The following is a 24,843-nucleotide window of genomic DNA, read 5'->3' on the forward strand; positions in this document are numbered from 1 at the left end:
ACATTGTTGCACGTATGCGTGGCCATGATGCAAACACTTTTTATCACAAGTGTGTCGAAGGTTTGAATTACGCATGATGTTCGGAATACAGTCAACCACAAAACAAGAAGTTACAGGCGTGCTGGAATACGATCCGGACTACGGCGGCTGGTGTGTTTGGTACGATAATAATTATTGGAACGTAAATGATTGGCTGTCATGTTTTGCAGACACGGAAGTCACAATATCAATTGTGTCTAAAAAGACTGTACACGTTAACTGATAGGGGTGATTTAATGACAACAAAAAACATTGTAAAAGAAATTGCTTATAAAATGAATATCACGCAGGACTTTGCGAAAGAGTTCGTGAAAGCATATGAAGAAGTAATTCTGGACGCTTTGAATACAGGTGAAGAAGTGTTCCAGCGTGGCTTCATGAGATACCAGATTAAAACGACTGGGGGTCATTATCACTACAGTTATCAGAAGCAGGGCACCGTCTACCTTCCGCTCAAATATAAAGTAGTTGCTACTCCCACTGGCAAATTGCGTGATAGTGTTGCAGAGCAGCCGGTATCCCAGATTGAACAGCGCAGACGTTTGGCTGAACTGGAAACTAAGTATAAGAAGGTCGATGACGATGGCGAGAGCTAATCGGAGTAAGCCAATCAAGACTTTTGATGCAGAAAAAATTTCTGCTTTCAATCCGGAAACTAAAAGTTTGCTGAGAGCGTATCGTAAGGATATGGCATTGCGTGAATTATCTCCGGGAACTATTACAGGGTATTTAAATGATTTGGATTCATGGCTGATCTACGTGTATGACAATCAAGATAATAAATCTGTTTTACAACTGACCGAAGATGACCTGACAGACTTCTTTTATTATTGTAAAATGCAGGGCAACAATACTCGCCGTATGAGACGGCGTTATTCTAGCATTTCGGCGTTTTACAAATTCTTACGAAAGAAACGAAAGATACAAGAAAATCCAATGGAGTTTGTAGATCGCCCAGTCAAAGATGTCGATGTAATTACTCAGACATATTTAACTATAGAGCAAGTAGAGAAAATGAAAAAGAAACTGTTTGAAAACGGTGACTTGACATTGGAATGCTATGCTCTTTTTTCTTTGTCTACTATGGCGAGAGTGAATGCAGTAGCAAACATCCGATGGGAGCAAATTAACTTTGGCGAAAGAATTGTTACAGACGTGCTTGAAAAAGAAGGTAAGTTTGTGACGTTGTTTTTCTCTACTGAGGTGTGTCATAAATTATTGCAGTTACAGCAGTTCAGAGATATTAACTGTGTGAATGACGGCGGTTATGTATTTTATGGTAAGGGAAAAGATGGCAAGGTCGGCGCAGCTACTACTTCTACTTTATATAGCTGGGCACGTAAAGTTGGTCGTATGATTGGGGTTCCTACTCTACACCCTCATGATTTCCGACATTCCGGCAGCCAGCTACTTAAATTAGCCGGTATGCCGCTTGAGGATATTTCTTCTTTGTTAAACCATGAATCGACCGAAACTACTCGCAAACATTATTTGCAAGCTGATACAAATAGTATTCGTGCGGCGAAAGACAAGTATGATTTTTAATAGAAAGGTTGGTTTGTAATGGATCTTCTTGAATTGCGTTCAGACCAACGACTGGCAGAATCAAAGAATACGAAACAGGGAGAGATGTTTGTATTCGCCAGCAGACAAATAAAATGTACTCGCTGTGGGATTGTGCCCAAAAGACCCGAAACAAGTTTTTATAAAAAGACAGATGGGTCTTCGGTTTTCGCCGGACAAAATAATCGCATTTGCGTTTGCAAGGATTGCACGAATAAAATCTTTGAGGAATATTGTGAAGAATCCGATCTGATGAATGGACTCATTCGCTTTTGTTGTACATTTAATTATTATTATGACAAAGACATGGCTCAGGCTATGTTTGACAATTGTAATTTTTCTATCGGTAGCTACATTGCATCTGTTAACCGCAGCTTTAAAGGCTTATCTTTTGTAGACAGTTTGGATAATATTGTTTCAGTACCTCGTCCTCAAACGACATCAGAAGACAAACAACAGATCTCGAAGTCGTTTGATAGAACAACATCGTGGACTATTGAGGACCGAAAGAATAAAGATAATGTCGTTTCTCTGGTAGGATATGACCCATTCGCTTCGTCTGGAAATTATACAGATGAGCAACTAAAATTTTTGTACAATACAAGTGCCGGATACATAACTGATTCTGTTGAGCAAGATCCGCATAAATTACAGAATGTTATATTGATGGTTAAGACCTTTTTGCAAATTGATACTTTAGATAAACTCATGACCGCAGAAATGAACGCTCATAATCCAGACATTGGTTTGATGACATCATATGCAAATATGAAAGAGAAACTAACCTCTACTGCTACACGTATTGCAAATGAGAATGGTTTTTCAGAAAAGACAAGTAGCAAATCAACTCAGGGAGTTAACACCCTATCTAACAAGATGAAGGAAATGTCTGATGCGAATTTCACCTTATCTAAGGTTAACATTCATGATGTCAATATGTCTGAATCATTCCGTGAGATTGCACAGATGAATGCAAAAGCTCTCATAGATGAAATGGGTATGACCGGAGATGATTACGCGAGACTATGTGCAGAGCAGAGAACTTTTTTATCTGAGTTGCAAAAGCAGAATGACGATCTTGAGGAAACCAATCGTCTCTTAAATATCAAAATCAAAGACTTAGAAACTAAGATGTCGAAGTGATACCTATGGAAAACGTAATAAAAATAGACGATATTAAATTCGACACTATCAACTTTGACATTGCTCAGTTACATATAGACGAGATGGATTTGACCGATCCAGATTTGTTGGAACTTTTATATACTGCATATCCTGCGTTGAGCGCAAAAAAGATTAGAGAGTATACTCGGTTTTGTAAGTTCATTCAGTGGGGACGCAAGAACCCTGTAGATTTTGCATCTCTTGTGTTCGGTATTGATTTATTGGATTTGCAGAAGTATGCAATTATCAACTCATGGAACAAATCTTTCGTATTGTGGCTTGAGTGTCGAAATGCCGGTAAAACTACAAAGATTGCAATTTATGTTATGTTGCGGTCGTTGCTGATTCCGTATCATACTACTTACCTGCTAGGCAAGGTAGGCGAACAATCTAAGGAAATTTTTAAAAAGATAGAACAGATTGCTACTCGTAGAATCGAATCTTTTGTTGGCGTTACAGATGTCTTCGAAAGTGAACTGGTACGCGATGGTGCAAATTCAACTGGTTTCAAACATGACCCTACTTCTTTTGAAATGAAGTTGTTCAACAATTCGTCTATTCATACGTTGAACTCAGATCCAACTAATATTAAGGGTAAACGTGCATCGCTTGTTGTATTTGATGAAGCTGGATGGTTTTCGGACGAACTCTTTGTACAGGCAGAAGCTTTTGCAAACCAGAACGCCGACTTCAAGCTCGGCGGCAATGTAGATGTGACAGTTGAGCCAAAAGGGTTTCCGCGTCAGTTACTCTACGCATCTTCTGCTTCTGATACATCTTCTGGATTTTATAAAAAGTTTAAGAATATAGCGGAGCGAATGCTTCTCGGAGACAACCGCTATTTCGCTATCGACTTTAATGCTGACATGTTATTGAATGCAAAATTTGGAGGCAAACCGTATAAGCCGTTAGTATCACAAGATAACATTGATAAGATGATGTCGGAAGATCGAGATAGAGCACTGCGAGAATATTATAACAAATTCAGTGCTGATTCTTTTGAGGGACAAATCATCTCTCGTAGAGATTTGATGCAGTGCACTGATACATATGCTCCGGTATTATCAAACGATACTGGCAAACGACAAATTGTTATGTCTTGGGACTCTGCTCGTCTTAACGATAACTCTGTAATAATTATCGCAGAGTTTTACCAAGAAAAATCAGTTGGCTGGAAAATGAGAATCTTGAATGTTGTTTCGTTGGTTGACGTAAGAACCAAACAACGAACACCCTTACGTTTCCCAGAACAAGTAGAACGCTTTAAAGAGTTATTGCTTTCGTATAATGGCTCACAATTCGGAAAACTTGATTATGAAAATATCAAGCAGATTGTATGTGACTCCGGTGCCGGTGGACAAATTATCGGCGGCGTGACAGATTATATGCTTGCAAACTGGAAAGACAAAGCCGGAGTAGAACATAAAGGTATTATCGACAAAGCCCATAAAGCAAATGAAACTGCTATCGCTACTTATCCCGATGCTTTAGATTTGTTGACACTGGTTGATCCGCGCGGACATCGTAATGCGATTTTTGATTCTTTGGAAAAAATGGTTAAGTTAGGAGTAGTCTCTTTCCCCGCTGACCCAGAGGGTCGAGATTATTTAACCTTCATTGCAGATGACGGTACGGAAACCATCACACAACTAAGTCCAGAACAATTAGTTGCTGCATCTCAGATTGATCTATTAAAAACAGAAATTGTAACGATGTGCAAGTATACAAATCAAGGTAGTGTCAGATATGACTTCCCTGCCGATAAGAGAAATAAAATGCACGATGATAGAGCGTTCGCATTTGGTTTACTGTGCTGGTATCTTGCTGATTTAAGACGTGGAGACATTATTACAAACAAGCCAACAAAGGCTGACATAGATAATTTACGGTTGCCATTTCGAGCACCGAAAATAAGAATTTCTTAGCGAGGTGTACAAATGGCAGACAAAAAAGAAAACAACTTAAAGCAAGAAGATTTAGATGCTTTTGTAAGATATGCAAAATTGGCGAAACAATATCTAAGACCGCCGGGTAGTTATCGCAATTACAATAAAGTATATACAAAGTTTAATAAAGATCGCATATTAGAAATTTTGAATCAACCAGAATTGCGTGAGAATGAACTGCGTGAAGCATCTGTTTATCTGTATAATATATCGAGTCATTATCGCAGACTGATTAACTACTATGCAAAGATGGGCACATTTAATTGGTTTCTCGCCCCTACGAAAGTATATACCAATTCAAAAGTAAATAAGAAATCTTTCATGACTGCGTATAAAAAAGCAGTCGAACAATGTGATCTTATGAATCTGCACGTAGAGTGTATTAAGATTGCGGAAACCTGCTTTCTGGAAGATGTCTTTTATGGGTATGAATATGAAACCAAAGACTCATATTATATTCAGAAACTACCTCCGAAATATTGCAGAATTGTTGCAGTAGAAGATGGTATCTATACGTTTGAATTTGATTTTGGATATTTTGATAGCCGTCAGGAATTATTGGATTATTACGGAATGGAATTTAAATTGAAGTATGAATTATATCATACCGATAAAACCAATAAAAGATGGCAAGAACTTAATCCCAAAAATTCTGTATGTATCAAATTAAATTCTAGCACCTTAGCGATCATCCCTCCGTTTGCCGGAACGTTTCCAGATATTTACGATATTGCCGATTACAAAGAATTAACCAAGTCCAAAACGGAAACTGGTAATTATAAGTTAATCAACATGAAAATACCATTTGAGAATGGTGCATTTAAAATTCCCATGCCGATGGCAACCAGCTTTTATGAACAGATTGCTCCGGAGATTCCAGAAAGCATTGGATTCAGCATGAGTCCGATGGACATGAATGTTTTAAACTTTGAAAAATCTGGAAGCACTCAAGATACTGACGCTGTTGTTCAGAGTGAAAACAACTTCTGGGCTGCCGCCGGTACATCTAATGCCATTCTTGGCAATCCGGATGTGACATCCAGTTCGGCAATTGCTCTTTCTATCGAAGCAGATGCCGCTATCGTATACAGTCTCATGGATCAGATTGCACGATGGATTAACAAAAAATTAAAACAACTTCCGGGTACGATTCATTTCAAACTGATCTTTTTGCATCAAACCATTTACAACCAAAAAGATATACAGAACCAACTGTTGACCGCAGCTCAGTACAGCTTCCCGGTAAAATGTGCTGCTGCTGCTTCATTTGGAATTTCGTCTGCGGACTTTGAAGGTTTGCTTGTGCTTGAAAATCAGATTATGGATTTACAAGAAAAAATGGTTCCGGTCGCATCTACTCATACTCAATCATCATCTGACACTACTTCTTCTGCTGGCAGACCTGCTCAAGATACCACAGATGTTGCTGGGGAAAAAACGGAGGTGCACGAATCGAATGACCGATAAGCAATGCTTTGTAAAAACATCTGATGCGAAAACTGCTGAATATTTAAAAGCAGAAGGCTTGACTTGTATTGGAAAAGAAAACAATAAATTTGTTTTTGTTTGTGATAATAATCAAGTTCTCAAATTTACAAAAGATACTTCTTGCATTATCTCGCACAAACTTTGTTTCTAACCGTCTTTGACGGTTTTTATTTTTTTTATAAATAAATAATCAAACGGAGGTGATACAAGAATTGAATACTCAAAAATTAAAATACACTTTTGATACTGCTGTCACAAACATCCAAGATCTCAATAAATCTTTTGCTTTAGGTACTCTGAAAGTTGCATATACCGGATTGAATTATAATGGATCTTCAATCTCGAAAGAGGCTTTTGAATCAAGTGCTTCTACAATGTTTAACGTACCGATTGTTGCTCATTATAGTGTAGTAGATGATACGATCGGAGAACACGATGAAGGGTTTGTTACAACCGCTGATGCACAAATAAGATACGTTGTGTTCACAGAACCCGTTGGTGTTGTTCCCGAATCTGCTACTTATCGTTGGGAGCAAATCGAAGATGATGGTGTGATCCATGATTACTTCTGTATTGATAATGTGATTTTGTGGAAACGGCAGGCTTGTTATAACAAAATCGAAAATAATGGTATCACCTCTCAGAGTATGGAAATTGCGATCAATGACGGGAATTTGTCTGACGGTGTTTTATATATCAATTCTTTTGAGTTCGAAGCATTCTGTTTATTAGAAAGCGCAGAGCCTTGTTATGAGCAGGCATCATTAGAAGTTTACAGCAAAAACGAATTTAAAGCGCAGATGAAAGAAATGATCGAGGAATATCATAACACAGTTATGAATGACGAAAGTAAGATAGGAGGAACAAAAGTGGAAAATCCGATTAGCACAATAGCTAATGACCCGCAGCAGGGTGAATTCGTTCAAGGTTTTAACAAAGATGCAAATCCAAAACTCGTTAAAGAAAACGCAGAGTTCTCTTTAACTGTGAACGAGCTTCGTGAGAGATTGAGTGCTGGACTGTCAGAAATTAGCCGAGACGGTTATGTCGAGGATTTTGACAACGAGTACGTTTATATTTACGACTGGGATGACGGTTGTATTTATAAATACTCTTATACATTTATTGACGGCTCTGCTGTTATTGATGAGAACACTGAAAAGAGACAGATGTTGCAATATGTAGACTACGATGATGAATCAGATGCATTACCGTTACCGATTGCAGGTATTGTGGACGAAGCTGTTGTTCAAGCAAAGCAAACTGTAACTGAGGAATACGCAGAGAAAATCAACGATCTTGCCACCGAGTTAGCATCCGCAAACGCAGAGTTGTCTACCCTTCGTGAGTTCAAGCAGAACACTTTAAAAGAAGCTCGTGATACACAGGTAGCTGAAATTTTTAGTCGTTTTGATACTGCTTTGGGCGGTGTAGAGGAATACAACACTTTAAAAGAGAACGAAGCAAAATACGAAATTGAAGATATTGAGCAGCAGTGTTTTGCACTGTTCGGAAAGCAGTCGTTTAGTTCTCACAAAAATGAAGTGCGTGAACTCGATACTAGCATCCGTATGCCGGTAGACAAGTTCTCTGTTCAGGAACGCGATAACACCTATGGTGGCTTATTGCAACACAAATAAAAGACATGGAGGTAAATACAAATGGCACATACCGTTGTTCGCACTGATATGCTGGCAGGTACCGTAAATCCGGCATTCTTAGAAAATGGTCGTTACAAGAAAAGTGACGCTTATGAAAAGATTGATAACGGCTCAATCGTAATGGTTGGAGCTTTGGAAGATGGTGAGCGCGAGTCTCATGTTTATTCTGATGTTCCGGCTGCCACATCTATTGACAAACTGGTCCTGATCGCAGTACCGGAAATCTTTAAGGATACTTCTGTCCGTAAAGATATTCGTGATTTTGAGGTTGCTGCTGGCGTTGTTTCTCGCGGCTATCGTCTGACTCCGGGTTGCGAATTTTCTATTACCGCTGACGGTATTGACGGTTCTCCGGTCAAGGGCGCAGCAGTTGGTTTAGCAGCAAACACTCACAAGCTGAAAGTCGCAGCTACCGATACAAAAATTGGCACTATTACTGACGTAGAGGTTAAGAAGTTCATGACTTTCTACACCATCAAGGTTACTGAGTAAGGAGAATTGATATAAATGGCTAATGCACAGGATTTTGTAAAGTTGGCTGTAGATGCTCATCGCGGTATTGGCGATGCCGCTAAGTACAGCAAGTCTGAGGTTCAGGGTGCTCTGAGAGATTTTCTGTTAGAGCAGTTTGGTAGCACTAAGCTCGATGCTCGTGCTCTGCGTAATTGCGATCCGAAGACCTTTGCTCTGGTAGAAGAAGTTATTCAAAAAGAACTGAACGACTACTGGACCAATAACGAGATTGTAAACCGCATTGTAGAGTATCGTAACCTTGCCCTAGGTGACGAGCAGGAGTTTTATGTTCAGGAAGGCGAGCTGCTGGCAGTAGCTTCGATTGCTGAGGGTAGCACTCATATTCGCCGTCAGCGTATTGAGGGCGGTCGTACATTTACGATTCCGACCGAGGTTCGCGGTATTAAGGTATACGAGGAACTTGTTCGCGTAATGTCCGGTCGCGTTGATTTTAATCATCTGATTGACGTAGCTGTAGCATCTTCTGCGAAGGATGCTTACGAGCGTCAGATGAAGGCATGGGACGCACTGGATGCTACCAGCAAGGATTCTAGTGGCAACTTGATTCTAGGCTCTACATATTACAAGACCGGTTCTTACAATGAGTCTACTCTGTTAGATCTGATTGCAGAAGTTGAAGCTGAAACCAATCAGACTGCTACTATTTATGGCACAAAAAAGGCTTTGCGTACTATTGCTTATGGTATTGACAAGACTTCCGGCGATATGAGAAATGAGATTAACAATCAGGGTTATCTTGGTCGTTTCTTTGGTACTGACTGCGTAGCTCTCCGTCAGACTCATAAGGCTGATGGCACCATGCTCCTGAACGACAATGCTCTGCTGGTTGTTGCTTCTGATGAGAAGCCGATCAAGTATGTAACCGAAGGTGACGGTTTTATCTTACAGAAGGACCCGACCAGCAATGCAGACTTGACTTACGAGTGGCTGTACACTGAGCGCAACGGCGTTGGACTTGTTGTTAATGAGAAGTTCGGCAAGTATGTAATGGCGTGATTTGAAATAAATGATAAGAAAGGAAAGAAAGTTTAATGGCTGAATCAACTCAACAGAAGCTCGTGTGCAGTCGTGCTAAAGCAAAGTCCGATACCGGATCTTCTGTTACTCAGTCATCTTCTGCTCCAAAGCGCAAGGCATCCACCGCCTTGCCTTTGGACATGAAGGTGCGTTGTGTATCATCTATCCCAGTCGGTCCTTTGGTTTATACAAGCCGCCGTATGCAAGGCATGATAATTGAATGGGACGAATTTGGAAGCGAACAATATATTGAACTAGCAGAACTTCAAAGCATGAGAAATTCTTCCCCTGCATTTTTTGAGAACAACTGGATCTTAATTGATGACGAAGAAGTTTTGCACTTTTTACACGCTGACAAATATTACGGCAGCGCAAAGTCTATTGATGATTTATATGGGATTCTCAAAAAGCATCCGAACCATATTGCGCAGCTTGTTAAGACTTTGCCCGATCATTTAAAAAAGACTTTAAGTATTGTTGCTTATCGAGAATATACTGCTGGACGAATTGACTCTATCGGTGTTATTAAAGCGGTCGAGCGTGCGACTGGTCTGAGCATTCTCAGTAATTGATGGTGATAAGTTTGGCTACCAATTATAATGTTGTCATTGAAAGATTTTTACCAACTGTAGCAGAATACATGTTGCTTGAGATGACAGAAGAACAGAGAAATTCTGTCTTAGATGCTTATATCATATCGGCTGCTACAGAGTTCAACTCTGCTTGTCTGCATGATCTTGAAAACCGAGATGAGGAAAATCGGTGTTTTATGGAAGATCTTTCCGATGAGGAAATTGAAATTCTGGTAGATATGATGCGTGTCGCATGGCTCAAGCATAAGTTATATGATTCGGAAAAGCTACGAAATGGTATGTCAACAAAAGATTATACGGTATTTTCCCCTGCTAATCTGTTAGCAGAATTGAGAGATACTTATAACAATGCTTGTGAGTCTGCAACAAATAGATTGATGAATTATACATATACGCACAATATTGGTAAGATTGCGAGGTTGAGGAAAAATGGAGATTCGTTATTCCGATACTGACACTCGTATATACTTCCACAAGGTTGTCGGTAAGATTTTCAAAATCTTACCTATCTCCGAGGACTTTCCGGAAACTGTCGATAAGTATATTCGTGACCTAATTGGAGAACTTCACGGAAACGTTGGCATATTAACAAAGGTGTTTGACAAGGTTTGTTTGATGACTATTATTGGTCACTTAAATCACCTTGTGGAAACTGGTTGTTCTGCCGAAGATATAAAGGCTACAGTGTTTGAGTGCATTCGTTTGGCAAAAATTCTTGCCGGTGAGGATACTTGAATTTTTCTGATTATACCGCCTTACTCACGCAACAGGGCAATAGTACCAGAGAGCGTAGTGTTAATAAATTGCTTCACGATATTCGTGAACTAGCACCAACAAGTCCTTCTTATCGCAGCGTGGAGATCAACGGTAAACCTAGAAATTTGATTGTCAATTCGACATTCGATACGACAATTAAAGGTATTATCGCAATGCCGGGAGAACCTTTGTGTGTTGGCAATCATGTTAAATATTGCGATCATGATTACTGGGTTACGGACGCGAGTGCAGATGATGGCATTTATGCCTATGGTAAAATGACTGCCTGCACGGATGTTGTTCGTTTTATTTCTCCGCATGATGGCAGCATTGTAGAGTATCCTACTATCTTAACAAATACGACCAAGTTCAATACAGGCGAAACACCAAACAAGAGACTCACTTTACCAAGCGGTCAGTTCTCCATGCTACTTCCGATTGATGAGCACACAATCAAATTAGATAACGGATTTAGATTTTTGTTGGATAAGAGAAAAGACTTTCCATCTGCTTACAAGTTAACATATGTGGACGCATCGACTTACGGATATGATGATGGTTTATTGAGCATTGTGCTTCTGCAATGTGCTCTAAATCGAGAAACAGACAACATCGAACTGATGATTGCGGATTATTATAATACTTACAAAAAGCCAGAAGATAAACCTTCTCTGTATTTCGATGATGATTTGTTTGTTCGTGCCGGAGGTTCGACTAAGACGATTACTCCGCATTATGATGACGCGGTAGTCTTACCGTTATCTTTTGATATATCAATGACAGACGAGATTAAAAAATATGTGGTCTATTCTGTTTTTGATAACTACATCCAGTTATCTGTTAGTGACAATATGGCATTGATTGGTAGCTTTGTCAAAGTCAGTGTGACTGATGCTGCTGGTCAGCATAAAGCTGATACGCTAATAAAAATCAAAGGACTGATTTGATGTCGGGTTTACACAATGCCATTATTACTTATAAAAATAGAGCAATGACGGAAATCATTCGTGATCCAGATATTGTAAAAGCATTGAATCCGAATGCTAAAGATCCCGAAGATTTGCTCTATCAAAACATTTTTCCGTATTTTCGTGTCCCGATTACTGATACTGAGACGTTGAGCTACGTGACTGTCTGCGCAGGATTTCCTGAGACTCGGTATGTAGACAATTTTGTTCGGCAAAGTTATTTGACTGTTTGTGTCATTGTTCATCAATCGAACATGAAAACAGAATTTGGTTCTACGCTTTTAGATTACATATCATCAAAAATAGATGACATTCTAAATTTGAGCAACAAGTATGGCAGGGGTAAAATGTTCTTGATGTCTAGTACGGAAAGCAGTTTGGATGAGTTTCATCGCTATCGTGAAATGATGTATGTGTCCAATGAGACACAGGTGCCCGATTGTGATTGATGAATTAAAACTTTATCGTGGAGAAAATGATTACATTGGCGAAATTGAATTTCACCCTCCTACTTTACGCGAAGTTGTTGATTTTGGAGAGACAGATTTTTTTGCCATGGTTTATCAGTTCTGTGCGACACCGTATGATTTTATGTCTGAGTTAGACGATCAAGGAATCAGATACGAAGATATTGATGAATATATATTTTTTATTGCCAATTTATTTGAATCTTTTAATGAAGAAAATACCAAACTTCTTTTCCCAAATTTGAACGTTAGTAAAATGACTTTGTATCAAAAAACAAATACCGGAGAAATTTTACGAGTTGATCCGGATACAGGTTTGTACATAGATCAAACAGTATATCAGGAATTAACCTCTACACTTCGTAAAATATTCGGTTTTAAATATGAACCGAAAGTTGCAGCCACTCCTCTCACTCGTAAAATGATGATTCGTGCAGCTAGAGAACGCAGAGCGATGTTGGCTACACAGAAACAAAAGTCTACACTGATGCCTTTGGTTTCAACCATGGTGAATATTTCCGATTTTAAATACACTCACAAAGAAGTTTGGGATATGTCCTTCTTTGCTTTTATGGATTCAGTAAAACGTGTACAAGCAATTCGTATGGCTACTGCGATGTACACAGGTGGATACTTCGGTTTGAAATTGTCCGAGGTAAAAGAATATTTAGATTATGCGCGTCCTCTTTGAGGATGCGTTTTTTATTTAACTTTTTAGGAGGTTGTTACATATATGGCTAATACTTTCAACGTAGATGAGCTTATTATTGACCATGTGCTGAGCGGCACTATGTTCGATAAGTCTACTGGTGCTCCGAAGTTTTGTCTGAAGATGATTGAGGAGCCGACTCTGGAACTCGGCGGCGAGAAGGTTTATGCAGATGACCCGCTGGGTCAGCATATCGCTGCATTCAACCGTTCCAAGACTGCAACGTTTTCTGGTTCCAACTCTCTGTTCTCTCTTGGTCTGATGGCAGAACAGGTTGGTGCCGCTAAGAAAGTAGGCACTTCTGAGTCAAAGATTCAGGCAATGCGTAGAGAGCAGCTTCAAGTTACTGGTGGCAAAGTAACTCTGAAAGACACTCCGGTTACTGGTACGATTTCTATCGGTAAGATGAACGCTAGTAAGTCTTTGACTGGCGAGTATATTAAGATCGGTACTGCTTCCAGTGCTGGCGAGGCTAGTGTATCTGCAAAGGTTATCACCATGCCGACTTCTGGTGTATCTGACGGTGATTTTGTTTGCGTTTATTACAAGACCGAGATGGAGAATGCTGTTCAGATTACCAACTATGCTGACGCTGTAACCTCTGCTGGCGAGTTCTGGATTGAGGTTCTGTTTAGTGATAAGTGTAATCAGGCATTACAGTATTATGGTTTCGTAGTCTTCCCGAACGCTGTACTGGATAACAACGCAAGCATCAACCTGACCACTGATGGTAAGCACCCGTTCTCTCTGGAAGCAATGGTTGATTACTGCGGCACCAATCAGAATTTGTTCTACATTGTCGTTCCGGACAATGACGCAGCATAATGATTATCAAAGAGTGTGTTATCTGCGGTAATAAATATAAAGTGTGTCCAACGTGTGAAAAGGTCGCTACCTTTTCACCGTGGCGCACTCTAGTTTGCTGCGCAGATGAATATATGATTTACTCTATCTTATCACAATATGATAATGATAGAGATGCTGATGTTGCTGCAAAAGGTTTGGATCGGATTGGATTATCTAAAAAGACAATTGCTACATACAGACCTTCTGTAAAGAATCAGATAACTGAGATTTACAGAAAACAGAAAAAATCACAAGAGCATAAAAATGATTAAGACTTGCGAAGTCTGCGGGAAGGAGTATCGAATTTGTGATTGTCCCAAAGAAATATTTTTCTTTTGGAAGAATCACTGTTGTTCCCCAGCATGTTTTGCTTTATGGGCAAAAGATCATTTATAAATTTTAAGGGGACAGGTTTATGCTTGTCCCCTTTTTTGACAAAGGAGATTATATGCCCTCAAAATATAATGTAAGTTCTGACATTGCGAAGCGCACTTGGAATGGTGTCGTATATGATTCTGCTGTTGAGATGAAGTTTGCAAGAGATTATATAGAACCACGATTATTATCCGGAGAACTTTTAAAAGCAGAACGTCAAATTAAATATATTTTACAACCTTCTTTTAAACATAATGATATGTTAATTCGACCGATCAACTACGTTGCAGATTTTGTAATTACATACGCTGATGGTCATCAAGTTGTTATAGATATAAAAGGTATGCCGGATGCAACCGCAAAGTTAAAGAGGAAACTCTTTTTTTACCGCTATCCAGATATTGATTATCAATGGATCTCTTACTCAAAAATTGACGGCGGCTGGATCACATACGAAGCCCTTGCAAAAGCAAGAAAAGCTCGTAAAAAACAACGCGCGTTAGATAAGAAAGGAAAATGATATGTTAGACATCAAAGAGTTGAACACTAAGGTAACAACTGTTGAATGGATTGATCCAAACGGTAAGATTCATCCGATTCAGATCAAAGAATTATTGAATGCGTCTGAAATGAATGACTTATACAATATTGTTTTGAACAGTGTTAAGTTCGCAAACGCAGATGGCAAGGAAGTATATCACCCACAGTTTTTGGAGTATTTTTGGAGATTTGCTGTAATTAACGCATATACAGATGCAGATCTGCCAGCCGACCAAACTGATATGTGTTATATGTTATGTTATTCTGACTTGTGGGATACCGTAGAAGCAAACACCTCTATGAATCAGTTGTCAGATATTTATCTTGCAATTAAGGAACAGTTAGATGCTGATGAAAAGAGAGCTTGTTCAGCTATCGGTTTTCAGAACATCTTAAATGATGTTAATGATATTATGCAAGCTCTGGTCAACTTTGACGGATTGCCGCAATGGTTAGCAGACAAAACGTCTGATTCTGTTAAGCCGCTGACAGGTGTAAATAAATAATATGGAAGTTACGTGGAGGCAACTAGAGAAGATTATTATGTCTTCTATCGAGACTGCGGTGCGCACTACGGTAATTGAGACAGAGAGACAATACGCTGCTTCTTATGCGGGGAAAAGTTCTTCGTTAAGCAGCGTAGGTAATTATGCAACTTTTATTAGTCGTGCAGGGACATCTGTAGATGGAGCGGTCATGCCTGTTGCATCTCCGCGTTCGTCTGTCTGGAAAAATCCAAAAAGGCAACCAACTCCGATGAGTCACGCTTATATGATGGAAGTTGGTGGGCAGATGGATTTAATCAAATACATCCGCTCTGGATATAAAAATACTTCTTATCGTAGACCGGCTGTTCCACGGTATGCACTCATGCAATCTGCCATGAATGCAACGCTTGTAAAAAATATGGTAAACCAAGGTTTCACAAAGTAGGTGATAGCGAATGGCTGTAAGCGATATGAAAGTTAGAGTTGGTGTAACACTTGATCCAAATAGTAAAAACCAGCTAAAGTCTCAACTTGAAGGTAGTATTCCAGATATTCCGGTGCATGTCACAGCGGATGTTAGTAAGGCAAAAAATACTATCGACAGTTTTATATCTGGGTATCGCAATAAAAATATTAAGCTGACTATTGACGGCAATTTTTCCAACGTCACAAGTGGCTTAAAAACCATTGAAAGAAACGCTGCTAAATTAAAGCAGCAGTTCTCAAAAGGATTCTCCGGAGTTAATATCTCCGAAGGATTCAATGCGAACCAGACCTTTTCAGAATTTAATAAAATCAAGTCGCAGTTGGATAAACTAGGTAACTACAAATTCAACTGGGATTTTTCTTTTGATAACGATCAGCAGATTGTTGCGGAAATTACGAGTGTTGATGGTGCTGTGCAACGGCTGTATTATACGTTGCAGCAAGTAGGAGATCAACGCTTCTATGTTCTCGATAACATTGATACAACCGGTATCACAAATGCAGACGCAAAAGTTGAACAGTTAGGTAAAACACTTGCGAATCTTCAAGGCAAGTTCGATGCATTAAAAGGCGCGGAAAAACTCGATTTAAAAATTGCTGCCGGAAAATCTTTAAAACCAGATTTAGATAATGCTACTGCTGCGTTGCAAAAATTACAGTCTGCTGCGAATGTTTCTAAGTCTGACCTGAATGCTTTGGCTCAGTCTTTGGCAACTATTAAAGCCAACCTTAATATCAGCGAGAAATCCGCCACTAAAAATGCTGCCGAGCAATATAAGCAAGATTCTAAAGCTGCACAACAGCTTGCTTCTGATCTCAGAGAATTAAATACACTATCTCGCACTTTTAACGAGTTTATGGCGAACAATACGAAAGCAGCAAACTTCGGTAATCTATCTTCGTTACAAGCTCAACTAAAAGAAGTAAAGTCCACATACGAGTCTACAAAAACAATTGACCACGAGCAGTTCAGCAAACTGAGCACTTCTATTCGAGATGGAATGTCTTCTGCAAAACAGTTTGGTGCTACGGGTTCAACGGCCTTTGAGCAGGTTGTTTCCAAGGCAAAAGAACTGGGAACTTACTTAGCATCGAGTATGATGTTTGCAACCGTCATTCAGGGAATTAGATCTATTTCCACAGAAGTCCGAGAGATGGACTCTGCAATGACGGATTTAAAGAAAACAACTGATGGATCAAAGCAGGATTATGCAAACTTCTTGAACGGTACACAACAGACCGCTCAAGAAATTGGCACCAAAACATCTGATCTTGTTTTATCTGCGGCTGAATGGTCACGCTCTGGTTACAATTCATTGAGTGATGCTCAAGAGTTGTCCAAGTGGGCAAACGTTTACACAAACGTGTCTGAGTACAACGATGTATCAGAAGCAACCAAGTCTTTGATCTCGACCATGAAAGCATATGGCAAAGAGGTTTCAGATGTTTCGTCAATTGTTGACGAATTCAATGCTGTCGGTAATACGACTGCTACAACGTCTCAGGGTATTGGCGATGCTCTTGCCAGAGCCGGTTCTGCTCTTTCTACTTCTGGCAACTCTCTTGAGCAGTCAATCGGATTAGTAGTCGCTGGTAACAACAGCTTACAAGATCCAGAAAAAGTTGGTAATGGTTTAAAAACGATTTCTCTGCGTCTGCGTAGCACTAAGGGCGAACTAGAAGCTCTTGGTTTAGAGAGTGACGGAGCAGCGGAATCTGTTACAAAATTACAGACCCAGCTTTTGAATGCTACGAATGGTCGCGTGAACATCTTCGATGCAAACGGCGATTTTAAAAGCACGTATGAAATTTTAACAGACCTCTCTAAAGTGTGGGGAGATCTTGATACTGTGCAGCAAGCAAACATTACAACATGGATTGCTGGCGCGACACAGGCAAACTTATTCTCGTCTTTGATGACAAACATGGGCGAGGGTGCGGAAGCTATGTCTACTGCACTGAACAGCAGTGGCTCTGCTATGCAAGAGAACTCTCGATACATGGATTCAATCGAAGGTAAAATGTCTCAGTTAAGCTCTACCTTCCAGACATTATCTACCGACTTACTGAGTTCTGATTTGTTTAAAGCCGCCGTGACAGGAGCTAACGAGTTTCTCCAAGTCATTGATAAAATTGTATCTGCCACACATGGTCTTGCAGTTCCGATTGCCGGAGCGGGAGCATTTGGCATTTTCGAACTCGTAAAGAATCTTGGTCAACTTAAACACGGTTGCATACCTATGATTTAAACGGGCCTACTTCGCGCACAAGAATACAACGGAAATGGTGTTGTAAACAAGTGGCGTTAATATAGGCGAGCGTTATGCTCGATGAGATTCTTTATATTACCTAGAGGAGTAATGGCGGTATTGCAATCCGCTTTGCTGGAACGAGAAGTTACACAATACCAAAACGGAATCGGTGACGATAAACGGTAATGGTTTAAAAAATTGTGTTGCGAATAAAAGTCATCTTTTATTGTGCTCCAATCAGCAGTGCACAGTCTGACACATGGTAAAGAATATATGCGGATAAAACCGAGAAAATCTTTTTTACAGACTGGACATTCAGAGACTACCGATCCTCTCTGCCCTGCCGACCTTATAGGCTGGACAGATAATGTATAGTCCATATTTAAAATTGCAAATAAAAAGAACCGCTTTACAGCGATTCTTTTCATCATTTAAAAATTAGCTTTGCAGTTGTTGCAATGATATGTTTTTCCCATCTTTGCGCCAGCTAAACCCAATGTACCGACAGAAAGCAATCTGCTGCCAGCACCAATCTTTTTTAAGTTTGTAGAATTGCAAAACGGACAGTGTGGCTTTTTGGCTTCAATTTCTTCTTGTATCTTACGTTTTGCTACAATGTATTCCGCATCTGTTAGTTTACGAATAACGGTACATGTTTCGCCGCAATTTGAACAGTCTCCACACAAATATGGAATTATTGTTTTCAGATGAAACTCTGTTCCACCGCATTTTTCGCATTTAAATTTCGCAGCATATTCTTGAACAACAGGTTCTTGCATAATTTTTTCTTCTTCTTTCTGCTGCTCGATTACAGACATAGGACACCCGCAGTTCGGACAACATTCGGCGTGCTCAGAAAATTCTTTATTACATTCAGGACATTTTACTAGTGCCATATTATCACATCCTTTTGTATATTATATCATGATACGTCATTTAAATCAATAGGTACTTTTATCTCTGATATACAAAAGTTAAATGGTGCATTTGGCGATCTAAAGAAAGTTGAAGCAGCAGCACAAGTTCTGCAAGGTATCCCAAATATTTTTAAAAAACTTGCTATCTCTAAGTCTGGTTTGACAGGAGAAGCCGCAGCAGCAGCAGCTAATGTAGCAGGGTTAGCTGCTGCCGAAACCGGAGCTTCTGCTGCTACTGTAGGATTTGGAGCTGCATTATCAGCAGCCGGAGCAGCAGCTAAAACATTCTTCGTTGCTTTGGCAACTAATCCGGTTACATACCTTGTAGCTGGATTAACTATAGCCGCTGCTATTGCATATAAAACAGCTCATGCTTTTGATGATGCCGTAGAGCAAGCGCAAAATTCTGCATCGGAATATCAGAGTTCTCAAACAGAATTGAGTTCGTTAAACTCTGAGCTTGAGACTACCAATTCAAGAATCAAAGAAATTCAATCTTCTGGTACAATCAGCTTGACGGATGAAGCTGAACTTTCTAAGCTGCAAGCTCAAAGAAAAGAATTAGAGCAGCAAGTTAAATACAAAGAAAAACTTGCTAAAACAAAAGCTACCGAAGCTGCTCAAACAGCAACAAATGCTTTGAAAGAAACCAACGGTGTTAAAACTTTATCCGATAGAGACGCTACGTCTTTTACTGGTCCATACCAGCATACAACCAGTAAAAATGTTATTGAGTCCGTCCAGAAAGATCTGCGAAAACTTCAAGAGTTGAAAAAAGATCAGCAAGAAGCATACAAAAACTTTAACGAGTCGGGCGGCGAAGATAAATACAGAAAGCAAGTAGACAATTACGGAAAAGAAATTGACGAATACAGAGATCATCTTTCTGAAAATGTTTCTATTATTCAAGAACAATATGATACACTAGCTTCTGCTTATAAAAAAGGTGTTTTAAATGCCGATCAGATTGAAGCTATGCGCTCTGCAAAACAGATTTTATCTGATTATAGCTCATTGGATATGACCGGTACAGAGAAGTCTCTGAACAATCTAAATACTTTCTTTTCTTCCGATATGGGACATAGCGGTATCGAAGATTATCTGACTCGTGTTGCTAAATCTGGTGGAGATGTAAACGAAGCACTGGCCCACTTAGGTCTAACTGCTAAAGACTTAGGTACAAACAACAAAGATTTACGTGCTTACTTTAATGATATTGCCAAAGCTGCCGAAGACGCTTCAAGTTCTGTACAAAAGGTAGATGGTTCCTTCTCTGGTATCGCTTCTGCATTTGAATCTCAAAATGGTGGAGATAATCTCGATTCGTTTTTAGATTTCTTGAGTAAAGCAAACCAGTTAAAGAAAGCTGGCAAGACAGGTACAGATGACTTCCAATCTGTGTCTACATTTATGAGCGGTAGTACAGACATTAAATCCAGTCTGGAAAACTATCAAAAGAATGTAGATTACTTAGAAAAGTATCTGTCTAAAGATAAAGAAGGTGCGTATTCTACCACTGAATCTGGAATGAAACAGTGGGCAAAAGATATTACCGAAGTTGGTAATAACGCTCTTGCTGCCGGTAAACAGATTGAAACTACAGACGATTTAGCAAAAGAACTCGGTACTTCTGCTGGCGTTCTGGAACTTGCATTGTCAGCATTCCAAGATTATGACATCTCTACTCCGTTTGATAATCTTCCGCGTGCTGCTGAGAATTTAGAAAAAGCTAAAGCAGAGTTAACCAGCTTACAAGAATTGTACGATTCGATGGATGCTGGTGACACAAAAAAGAAACTCGGAGAGTCTATTGATAGCTTTCAAGCTCAGATTGATGCTGCAAATGGTGATCTATCTAAGCTAGATAAAGACATCGTTTTGAACATGAAGCTAACATATGACTTAGCTGAGATTCAAGCACAAATTGACCATGTTCAAGATATTGTCACAAACAGTGGTGATAATCAATCTAAGTCGGAAAATCTTGCTGAACTGATTGCTTTAAAAGAGCAAAGAAACAAAATTCTGCTGGAAGGTACGAACCTGACAGAAGAAGCAGTTATCACAATTTCGCCTAAATATAAAATGGCGAATGATTCTATTGGTAAATTACAAGGCTTACTTGCAACCGGCAAAGACTTCGATGGAAATCAACTAAGCGAAAAAGCAATAGTTAGCATTCAAACTCAGATCAGTAATCTTTCATCTATCAAGGGTGAAATTTTAACTGCGTTCAGGGATGCTCATCCAGAGATTACTGCGGAAACTGATACATCAGTAGCCGAAGCTACGTTCAATGAGTGGATCAATTCTGAGGAAGGCAAAAAAGTTGAAGCAAAAGTAGAAGCTAAAACAGATGAGGCTTTGCAGCAAATTGCTGATCTGATGGGCATAGATCTTGGCGAACTAAAAGTCAAACTTGGGTTAGATTCAACAGATGCGGATAATAAATTAAAAGCCACCGAGCAAAGTATGCAATCTTTGGACGATAGTAAGGTTGTCAATTTAATTGCCGAAGATAATGCAAGCGGCACAATTCAAAGCGTTGCTTCTTCTATTTTAGGTATTCCAGAGAATGAAGTTACGAACTTAATCGCGCAAGATGACATGACTGGTGTTGTACTAGCCTGTGCTTCTTATTTAGGAGATCTTCCTACTTTTGTCGTGACACAGATGATGGCTCAGGACAATGCTTCTGGGGCATTTCAAGTAGCAGTCGACTATGTTCGACAGCTTAATACTACTACCACTACTACAACAACCACTTCTGGTACAGATGGTGTCGTAGCTCAACTTGGACTCGTATCCTCCGCTAAAGATAGTGCTAGTGGCAGTGCAACAGTCAATGTTTCGTCTTCCGGTGCTACTAGCACCACCGGACAGCTTGGAACTGTAAAAGCTGCTGCTTCTGCGGTTGGAGCTTCTAATCCTATTGTTCGTGTTGCCGCAAACGCAGCTCAAGCAATTTCAACTTTAGGTGCGGTATCCGCAATTCGTATCGCTGGAAAACAGTTCAAGATAGCTGCTAAGGATGCAGCATCGAATACGCTTAGATCAATCGCAAATAAGGTAAGTGGCTTAAAAGGCAAAACAATCACGATTACTACCGTTCTCAAAACGATTAAGGAAACAGTTTTTGGAGGCGGTGGAAATGGCAAGAGCTTCAATGGAACTGCTCACTTTAACGGCACGGCTCGTTCGCAACAAAATTCTCATTTTAATGGAACAGCTAAAGCATCTGGTGATTGGAGCCTAAAGAAAGACCAAACATCTCTTATTAACGAACTGGGACCAGAGATTGTCGTTCGTGATGGTAAATGGCACACCTTTAACAATGGTTATCCAACCTTTGCAAAATTACGCCGTGGAGATATTGTATTCAATCACAAGCAGACCGAAGAATTATTGAAGCGTGGTTATGTCACCAATTCTCATGCTCGTGTATATGGCACAAATGCAAACGGCTCCCCTACCGCTTTTGCTTCTGGTACCGCATTTGCAGATGGTTCAAATAAGAACTCTGTTGACTGGATTGAGATTGTACTTAAAAGACTGTCTACAGCTCTGGATAAGTTTACAACTGCGGCTGAAAACGCATATCGTCAATTAGATGAAAGAACTGCCGCATACGCACAAGCTATTTCTCAAACTCAGAAAAATCTGGCTGGTCAGAGATCAGCTTATACAGCTTATATGAAAGCTGCGAATGAAGTTAAACTTTCGGAGAGTTTAAAGGCTCGTGTACGAGATGGCGGCTATTATGTTTATGATGGTTATTCTGATGATGAACAGAAACTAATTGAACAGTATAAGAAGTATTGGGAAGCTGCTCAGGATGTTGCTCAAGATATTGTTGAGTTAGATCAAAAAATCGCAAAGCTATATACAGATCAGTTCAGCGCGATTGAAAAGCATTTTGACAATGAGATGTCAATGCTTGAAGATTATCAGACCGAATACGAAAACAAAGTCAGCATCGCAGAAGCGCGTGGACATTTTGCATCTTCTCTTAATTATGAAGATCAGCTTGCTATGCAGCAGCGCATCCGAGACAAATACGCCTTAGAGATGAATGAGTTGCAAGCTCAGTTAGATAAAGCCGTTAGTTCCGGAGCTGTAAAGCAATGGTCGGACGAATGGTGGAGTATGCGTCTCAAAATTGAAGACTGCGTTATTGGTATTCAAAAAGTCGATAAATCAGTTGCCGACTTGCAGCAAACTATGAGAGAACTCGACTGGGATAAATTTGACTGGGCAGAAGACAGAATATCTCAGTTAACTCAGGAATCTGATTTTCTAATTGATTTGCTGGATGGTAAAAAGACAGTCAATGATGATGGTTCGTTTACCGATGAGGGCAATGCTATTGCTGGGCTACATGCTGCAAACTATGCTACTTATACTCATCAGGCTCGTGACTATGCAGATGCAATCAAAAAGATTGATGCTGAACTGGCGAATGATCCAAGTAATCAAAATCTTGTTGAGAGACGCGAGAAACTTCTTGAGTTACAGCAGAAAGCAATCAAGTCTGCAAAAGACGAAAAGGATGCTATCGGAGATTTAATTGAAGATGGAATCAAGAAACAACAAGACGCTTTCAAAGATCTAGTTGATTCTTATCAGGATGCTCTTGATTCTGCGAAGGATTTGTACGATTACCAGAAGAAAATCGCAAACGCGACAGAAAAGGTAAGTACGTTAGAGAAGCAGTTGAATGCGTATTCTGGTGATGATTCCGAAGAAACCAGAGCTATGATTCAAAAACTGCAAAAGGAATTGAAGGAAGCTCAGGAAGATTTACAAGATACGGAATACGACCAGTATGTATCTGATCTTAAAAAGCTGACAGACCAGTTGCAGACTGAGCATGAAGATTTTCTGAATGCTCGTCTGGATGATTTGCAAGCTGCTGTTGATGAATTTATCAATTCGTCTAATATCAATTCTTCTGAGATCATGGATACGTTAAATAAGGTTAGCGGCGATGTAGGATATACGATCTCCGATACTTTGACCAAATCGTTTAACACATCTACAAACACTCTCGGTGAACTGATTAACAACGTAGACATAAGTATTTCAACACTTGCGTCTAAAATTGAGAGTTGGATTCGGCGCAGTAATTCTGCTTTGGGAAACATCACAAATATCAAGAAAACACACTATCAGCCAAGTAAGAATACTACGGTATCTGGAAAAGGGTCGAAGTCAAAGAATTATAAAGCCCAAGGTTATGCTAACGGTGGTTTTATTGCTGGACTCAAAAAGGTCACTTTTGATAATGGTGATGACATGATAACAGTTAATACCTTAAAAAAGGGAGAAGCTGTACTCACACCGGAGCAAACTAGAATTCTGACTAAGATTGCAAGTGTATCATCTAACTTGTACGACGCCGCTCTTAGTGCATCAACCATTCCAAGTTTAACAAAAATGTTAACTGCTCAACCATCTAGTAACCTGACATCTGTAGAAGTTCCAAATATCAATGTTACCTTCTCTCTGCCGAATGTAACTAATTATCAGGAGTTTATGAATCAGATGCAAAAGGACAAGCAGTATGAGCGTATGATGAAAGACATGGTGCTCGGCTGCATCTCTGGTAAGAATTCTTTATCGAAGAACAATTACCATTGGAAATAATAGAAAGCTCTGCCGCCGCGGCGGCAGAGCTTTTTCAATATCATAACAACAGTTGAGAAAGGATAAGTTTTTTTGTTTGATAAGTTTGCTCGTAAGAAGATGCAGAAATTGTTGGAACAAAACAGTGTATTTAAACAAACGATTGATTCCTATAAAGAACGTTGTGAGTCGCTTGAACAAGAATTGTCTCAATTACGAGAAGAAAGAGTTAAAGAATGTGAAGAAGTTTCTCGAACTATCTCGGAATATAAAGACGCGATTCAATCAGCAAAACAAATCGTTACAGATTATCAAAAACTCATGAACGATGCTTTACAATTAAAATCAAAATATACAAAAGAATTTTTAGAGTTTAAAAACACTTGGACTCGGTGAGGTGGTGTAATAA

The 24,843-nt window shown here is 39.6% G+C and carries 24 protein-coding genes; 23 read left to right on the plus strand and 1 reads right to left on the minus strand.

Annotation, left to right across the window (positions count from 1 at the left end; translation table 11 throughout):
* The first annotated feature begins 275 nt into the window (after positions 1-275).
* From KQI75_RS11700 to KQI75_RS11800, 21 genes are all read left to right on the plus strand, one after another.
* Complete coding sequence (locus KQI75_RS11700) at positions 276-635, plus strand: HU family DNA-binding protein (RefSeq protein ID WP_216470985.1); 360 nt, start codon at positions 276-278, stop codon at positions 633-635.
* Entirely contained in the window at positions 622-1,584 is a 963-nt protein-coding gene (locus KQI75_RS11705) for a tyrosine-type recombinase/integrase (protein ID WP_216470986.1), read from the plus strand. The genes KQI75_RS11700 and KQI75_RS11705 overlap by 14 nt, the downstream gene beginning before the upstream one ends.
* Before the next feature lie 18 nt (positions 1,585-1,602).
* The gene (locus KQI75_RS11710) at positions 1,603-2,745 is read left to right on the plus strand and encodes a hypothetical protein (RefSeq protein WP_216470987.1); all 1,143 of its coding nucleotides are present in this window, start codon (positions 1,603-1,605) and stop codon (positions 2,743-2,745) included.
* Positions 2,746-2,750: 5 nt separating this feature from the next.
* On the plus strand, positions 2,751-4,691 hold the full coding sequence (locus tag KQI75_RS11715; RefSeq protein ID WP_216470988.1) for a hypothetical protein: 1,941 nt from the start codon (positions 2,751-2,753) through the stop codon (positions 4,689-4,691).
* A 12-nt stretch (positions 4,692-4,703) separates the two neighbouring features.
* Positions 4,704-6,179, plus strand: a complete 1,476-nt coding sequence (locus tag KQI75_RS11720) for a hypothetical protein (RefSeq protein ID WP_216470989.1) — start codon at positions 4,704-4,706, stop codon at positions 6,177-6,179.
* Positions 6,169-6,351, plus strand: a complete 183-nt coding sequence (locus tag KQI75_RS11725; protein ID WP_216470990.1) for a hypothetical protein — start codon at positions 6,169-6,171, stop codon at positions 6,349-6,351. The genes KQI75_RS11720 and KQI75_RS11725 overlap by 11 nt, the downstream gene beginning before the upstream one ends.
* A 61-nt stretch (positions 6,352-6,412) precedes the next feature.
* Complete coding sequence (locus tag KQI75_RS11730; protein ID WP_216470991.1) at positions 6,413-7,840, plus strand: hypothetical protein; 1,428 nt, start codon at positions 6,413-6,415, stop codon at positions 7,838-7,840.
* Between the two features lie 21 nt (positions 7,841-7,861).
* Positions 7,862-8,353, plus strand: coding sequence for a hypothetical protein (locus KQI75_RS11735; RefSeq protein WP_216470992.1), 492 nt, complete (start codon positions 7,862-7,864; stop codon positions 8,351-8,353).
* 15 nt (positions 8,354-8,368) lie between these two features.
* Complete coding sequence (locus KQI75_RS11740) at positions 8,369-9,391, plus strand: hypothetical protein (RefSeq protein ID WP_216470993.1); 1,023 nt, start codon at positions 8,369-8,371, stop codon at positions 9,389-9,391.
* Positions 9,392-9,426: 35 nt separating this feature from the next.
* Positions 9,427-9,984 (plus strand): hypothetical protein, encoded by a 558-nt coding sequence (locus tag KQI75_RS11745; protein WP_216470994.1) that lies wholly within the window; start codon positions 9,427-9,429, stop codon positions 9,982-9,984.
* Between the two features lie 11 nt (positions 9,985-9,995).
* Complete coding sequence (locus tag KQI75_RS11750) at positions 9,996-10,460, plus strand: hypothetical protein (protein WP_216470995.1); 465 nt, start codon at positions 9,996-9,998, stop codon at positions 10,458-10,460.
* Positions 10,435-10,740: a hypothetical protein gene (locus KQI75_RS11755; protein ID WP_216470996.1), complete on the plus strand. Its 306-nt coding sequence runs from the start codon at positions 10,435-10,437 to the stop codon at positions 10,738-10,740. Before KQI75_RS11750 ends, KQI75_RS11755 begins: the two co-directional genes overlap by 26 nt.
* Positions 10,737-11,708, plus strand: coding sequence for a hypothetical protein (locus tag KQI75_RS11760; protein WP_216470997.1), 972 nt, complete (start codon positions 10,737-10,739; stop codon positions 11,706-11,708). The genes KQI75_RS11755 and KQI75_RS11760 overlap by 4 nt, the downstream gene beginning before the upstream one ends.
* The gene (locus KQI75_RS11765; protein WP_216470998.1) at positions 11,708-12,178 is read left to right on the plus strand and encodes a hypothetical protein; all 471 of its coding nucleotides are present in this window, start codon (positions 11,708-11,710) and stop codon (positions 12,176-12,178) included. Before KQI75_RS11760 ends, KQI75_RS11765 begins: the two co-directional genes overlap by 1 nt.
* Positions 12,171-12,887, plus strand: coding sequence for a hypothetical protein (locus tag KQI75_RS11770; protein WP_216470999.1), 717 nt, complete (start codon positions 12,171-12,173; stop codon positions 12,885-12,887). The genes KQI75_RS11765 and KQI75_RS11770 overlap by 8 nt, the downstream gene beginning before the upstream one ends.
* A 42-nt stretch (positions 12,888-12,929) precedes the next feature.
* Positions 12,930-13,730 (plus strand): hypothetical protein, encoded by an 801-nt coding sequence (locus KQI75_RS11775; protein WP_216471000.1) that lies wholly within the window; start codon positions 12,930-12,932, stop codon positions 13,728-13,730.
* Positions 13,730-14,023, plus strand: coding sequence for a hypothetical protein (locus KQI75_RS11780; protein ID WP_216471001.1), 294 nt, complete (start codon positions 13,730-13,732; stop codon positions 14,021-14,023). The genes KQI75_RS11775 and KQI75_RS11780 overlap by 1 nt, the downstream gene beginning before the upstream one ends.
* Positions 14,024-14,166: 143 nt before the next feature.
* A complete protein-coding gene (locus tag KQI75_RS11785; RefSeq protein ID WP_246566649.1) occupies positions 14,167-14,646 on the plus strand; it encodes a DUF1064 domain-containing protein in 480 nt (159 codons plus the stop codon).
* Between the two features lies 1 nt (position 14,647).
* A complete protein-coding gene (locus tag KQI75_RS11790; protein WP_216471002.1) occupies positions 14,648-15,172 on the plus strand; it encodes a hypothetical protein in 525 nt (174 codons plus the stop codon).
* 1 nt (position 15,173) lies between these two features.
* Positions 15,174-15,599, plus strand: a complete 426-nt coding sequence (locus KQI75_RS11795) for a hypothetical protein (protein ID WP_216471003.1) — start codon at positions 15,174-15,176, stop codon at positions 15,597-15,599.
* A 10-nt stretch (positions 15,600-15,609) separates the two neighbouring features.
* On the plus strand, positions 15,610-17,889 hold the full coding sequence (locus KQI75_RS11800; protein WP_216471004.1) for a phage tail tape measure protein: 2,280 nt from the start codon (positions 15,610-15,612) through the stop codon (positions 17,887-17,889).
* A gap of 434 nt (positions 17,890-18,323) precedes the next feature.
* Here KQI75_RS11800 and KQI75_RS11805 read toward each other — a convergent pair whose 3' ends face one another.
* Positions 18,324-18,788 carry a hypothetical protein gene (locus KQI75_RS11805; RefSeq protein WP_216471005.1) on the minus strand — a complete coding sequence of 155 codons (465 nt, stop codon included), beginning with the start codon at positions 18,786-18,788 and terminating at the stop codon, positions 18,324-18,326.
* 180 nt (positions 18,789-18,968) lie between these two features.
* Here KQI75_RS11805 and KQI75_RS11810 point away from each other — a divergent pair, with 180 nt between their 5' ends.
* Both KQI75_RS11810 and KQI75_RS11815 read left to right on the plus strand, forming a co-directional pair.
* The gene (locus KQI75_RS11810; RefSeq protein WP_216471006.1) at positions 18,969-24,455 is read left to right on the plus strand and encodes a hypothetical protein; all 5,487 of its coding nucleotides are present in this window, start codon (positions 18,969-18,971) and stop codon (positions 24,453-24,455) included.
* A 72-nt stretch (positions 24,456-24,527) separates the two neighbouring features.
* Entirely contained in the window at positions 24,528-24,830 is a 303-nt protein-coding gene (locus KQI75_RS11815) for a hypothetical protein (RefSeq protein WP_216471007.1), read from the plus strand.
* The last annotated feature ends 13 nt before the right edge of the window (positions 24,831-24,843 follow it).

The organism is Butyricicoccus intestinisimiae, assembly GCF_018918345.1.
Taxonomy (GTDB): Bacteria; Bacillota; Clostridia; order Oscillospirales; family Butyricicoccaceae; genus Butyricicoccus_A; species Butyricicoccus_A intestinisimiae.

Excerpts from the sequence above, each read along its gene's own strand:
- KQI75_RS11705 (WP_216470986.1), top strand. The coding sequence starts at position 622 with ATGGCGAGAGCTAATCGGAGTAAGCCAATCAAGACTTTTGATGCAGAA.
- KQI75_RS11725 (WP_216470990.1), top strand. The coding sequence starts at position 6,169 with ATGACCGATAAGCAATGCTTTGTAAAAACATCTGATGCGAAAACTGCT.
- KQI75_RS11720 (WP_216470989.1), top strand. The coding sequence starts at position 4,704 with ATGGCAGACAAAAAAGAAAACAACTTAAAGCAAGAAGATTTAGATGCT.
- KQI75_RS11735 (WP_216470992.1), top strand. The coding sequence starts at position 7,862 with ATGGCACATACCGTTGTTCGCACTGATATGCTGGCAGGTACCGTAAAT.
- KQI75_RS11700 (WP_216470985.1), top strand. The coding sequence starts at position 276 with ATGACAACAAAAAACATTGTAAAAGAAATTGCTTATAAAATGAATATC.
- KQI75_RS11800 (WP_216471004.1), top strand. The coding sequence starts at position 15,610 with ATGGCTGTAAGCGATATGAAAGTTAGAGTTGGTGTAACACTTGATCCA.
- KQI75_RS11715 (WP_216470988.1), top strand. The coding sequence starts at position 2,751 with ATGGAAAACGTAATAAAAATAGACGATATTAAATTCGACACTATCAAC.
- KQI75_RS11805 (WP_216471005.1), bottom strand. The coding sequence starts at position 18,788 with ATGGCACTAGTAAAATGTCCTGAATGTAATAAAGAATTTTCTGAGCAC.
- KQI75_RS11785 (WP_246566649.1), top strand. The coding sequence starts at position 14,167 with ATGCTTGTCCCCTTTTTTGACAAAGGAGATTATATGCCCTCAAAATAT.
- KQI75_RS11710 (WP_216470987.1), top strand. The coding sequence starts at position 1,603 with ATGGATCTTCTTGAATTGCGTTCAGACCAACGACTGGCAGAATCAAAG.
- KQI75_RS11765 (WP_216470998.1), top strand. The coding sequence starts at position 11,708 with ATGTCGGGTTTACACAATGCCATTATTACTTATAAAAATAGAGCAATG.
- KQI75_RS11780 (WP_216471001.1), top strand. The coding sequence starts at position 13,730 with ATGATTATCAAAGAGTGTGTTATCTGCGGTAATAAATATAAAGTGTGT.
- KQI75_RS11755 (WP_216470996.1), top strand. The coding sequence starts at position 10,435 with ATGGAGATTCGTTATTCCGATACTGACACTCGTATATACTTCCACAAG.
- KQI75_RS11790 (WP_216471002.1), top strand. The coding sequence starts at position 14,648 with ATGTTAGACATCAAAGAGTTGAACACTAAGGTAACAACTGTTGAATGG.
- KQI75_RS11745 (WP_216470994.1), top strand. The coding sequence starts at position 9,427 with ATGGCTGAATCAACTCAACAGAAGCTCGTGTGCAGTCGTGCTAAAGCA.
- KQI75_RS11775 (WP_216471000.1), top strand. The coding sequence starts at position 12,930 with ATGGCTAATACTTTCAACGTAGATGAGCTTATTATTGACCATGTGCTG.
- KQI75_RS11740 (WP_216470993.1), top strand. The coding sequence starts at position 8,369 with ATGGCTAATGCACAGGATTTTGTAAAGTTGGCTGTAGATGCTCATCGC.
- KQI75_RS11795 (WP_216471003.1), top strand. The coding sequence starts at position 15,174 with ATGGAAGTTACGTGGAGGCAACTAGAGAAGATTATTATGTCTTCTATC.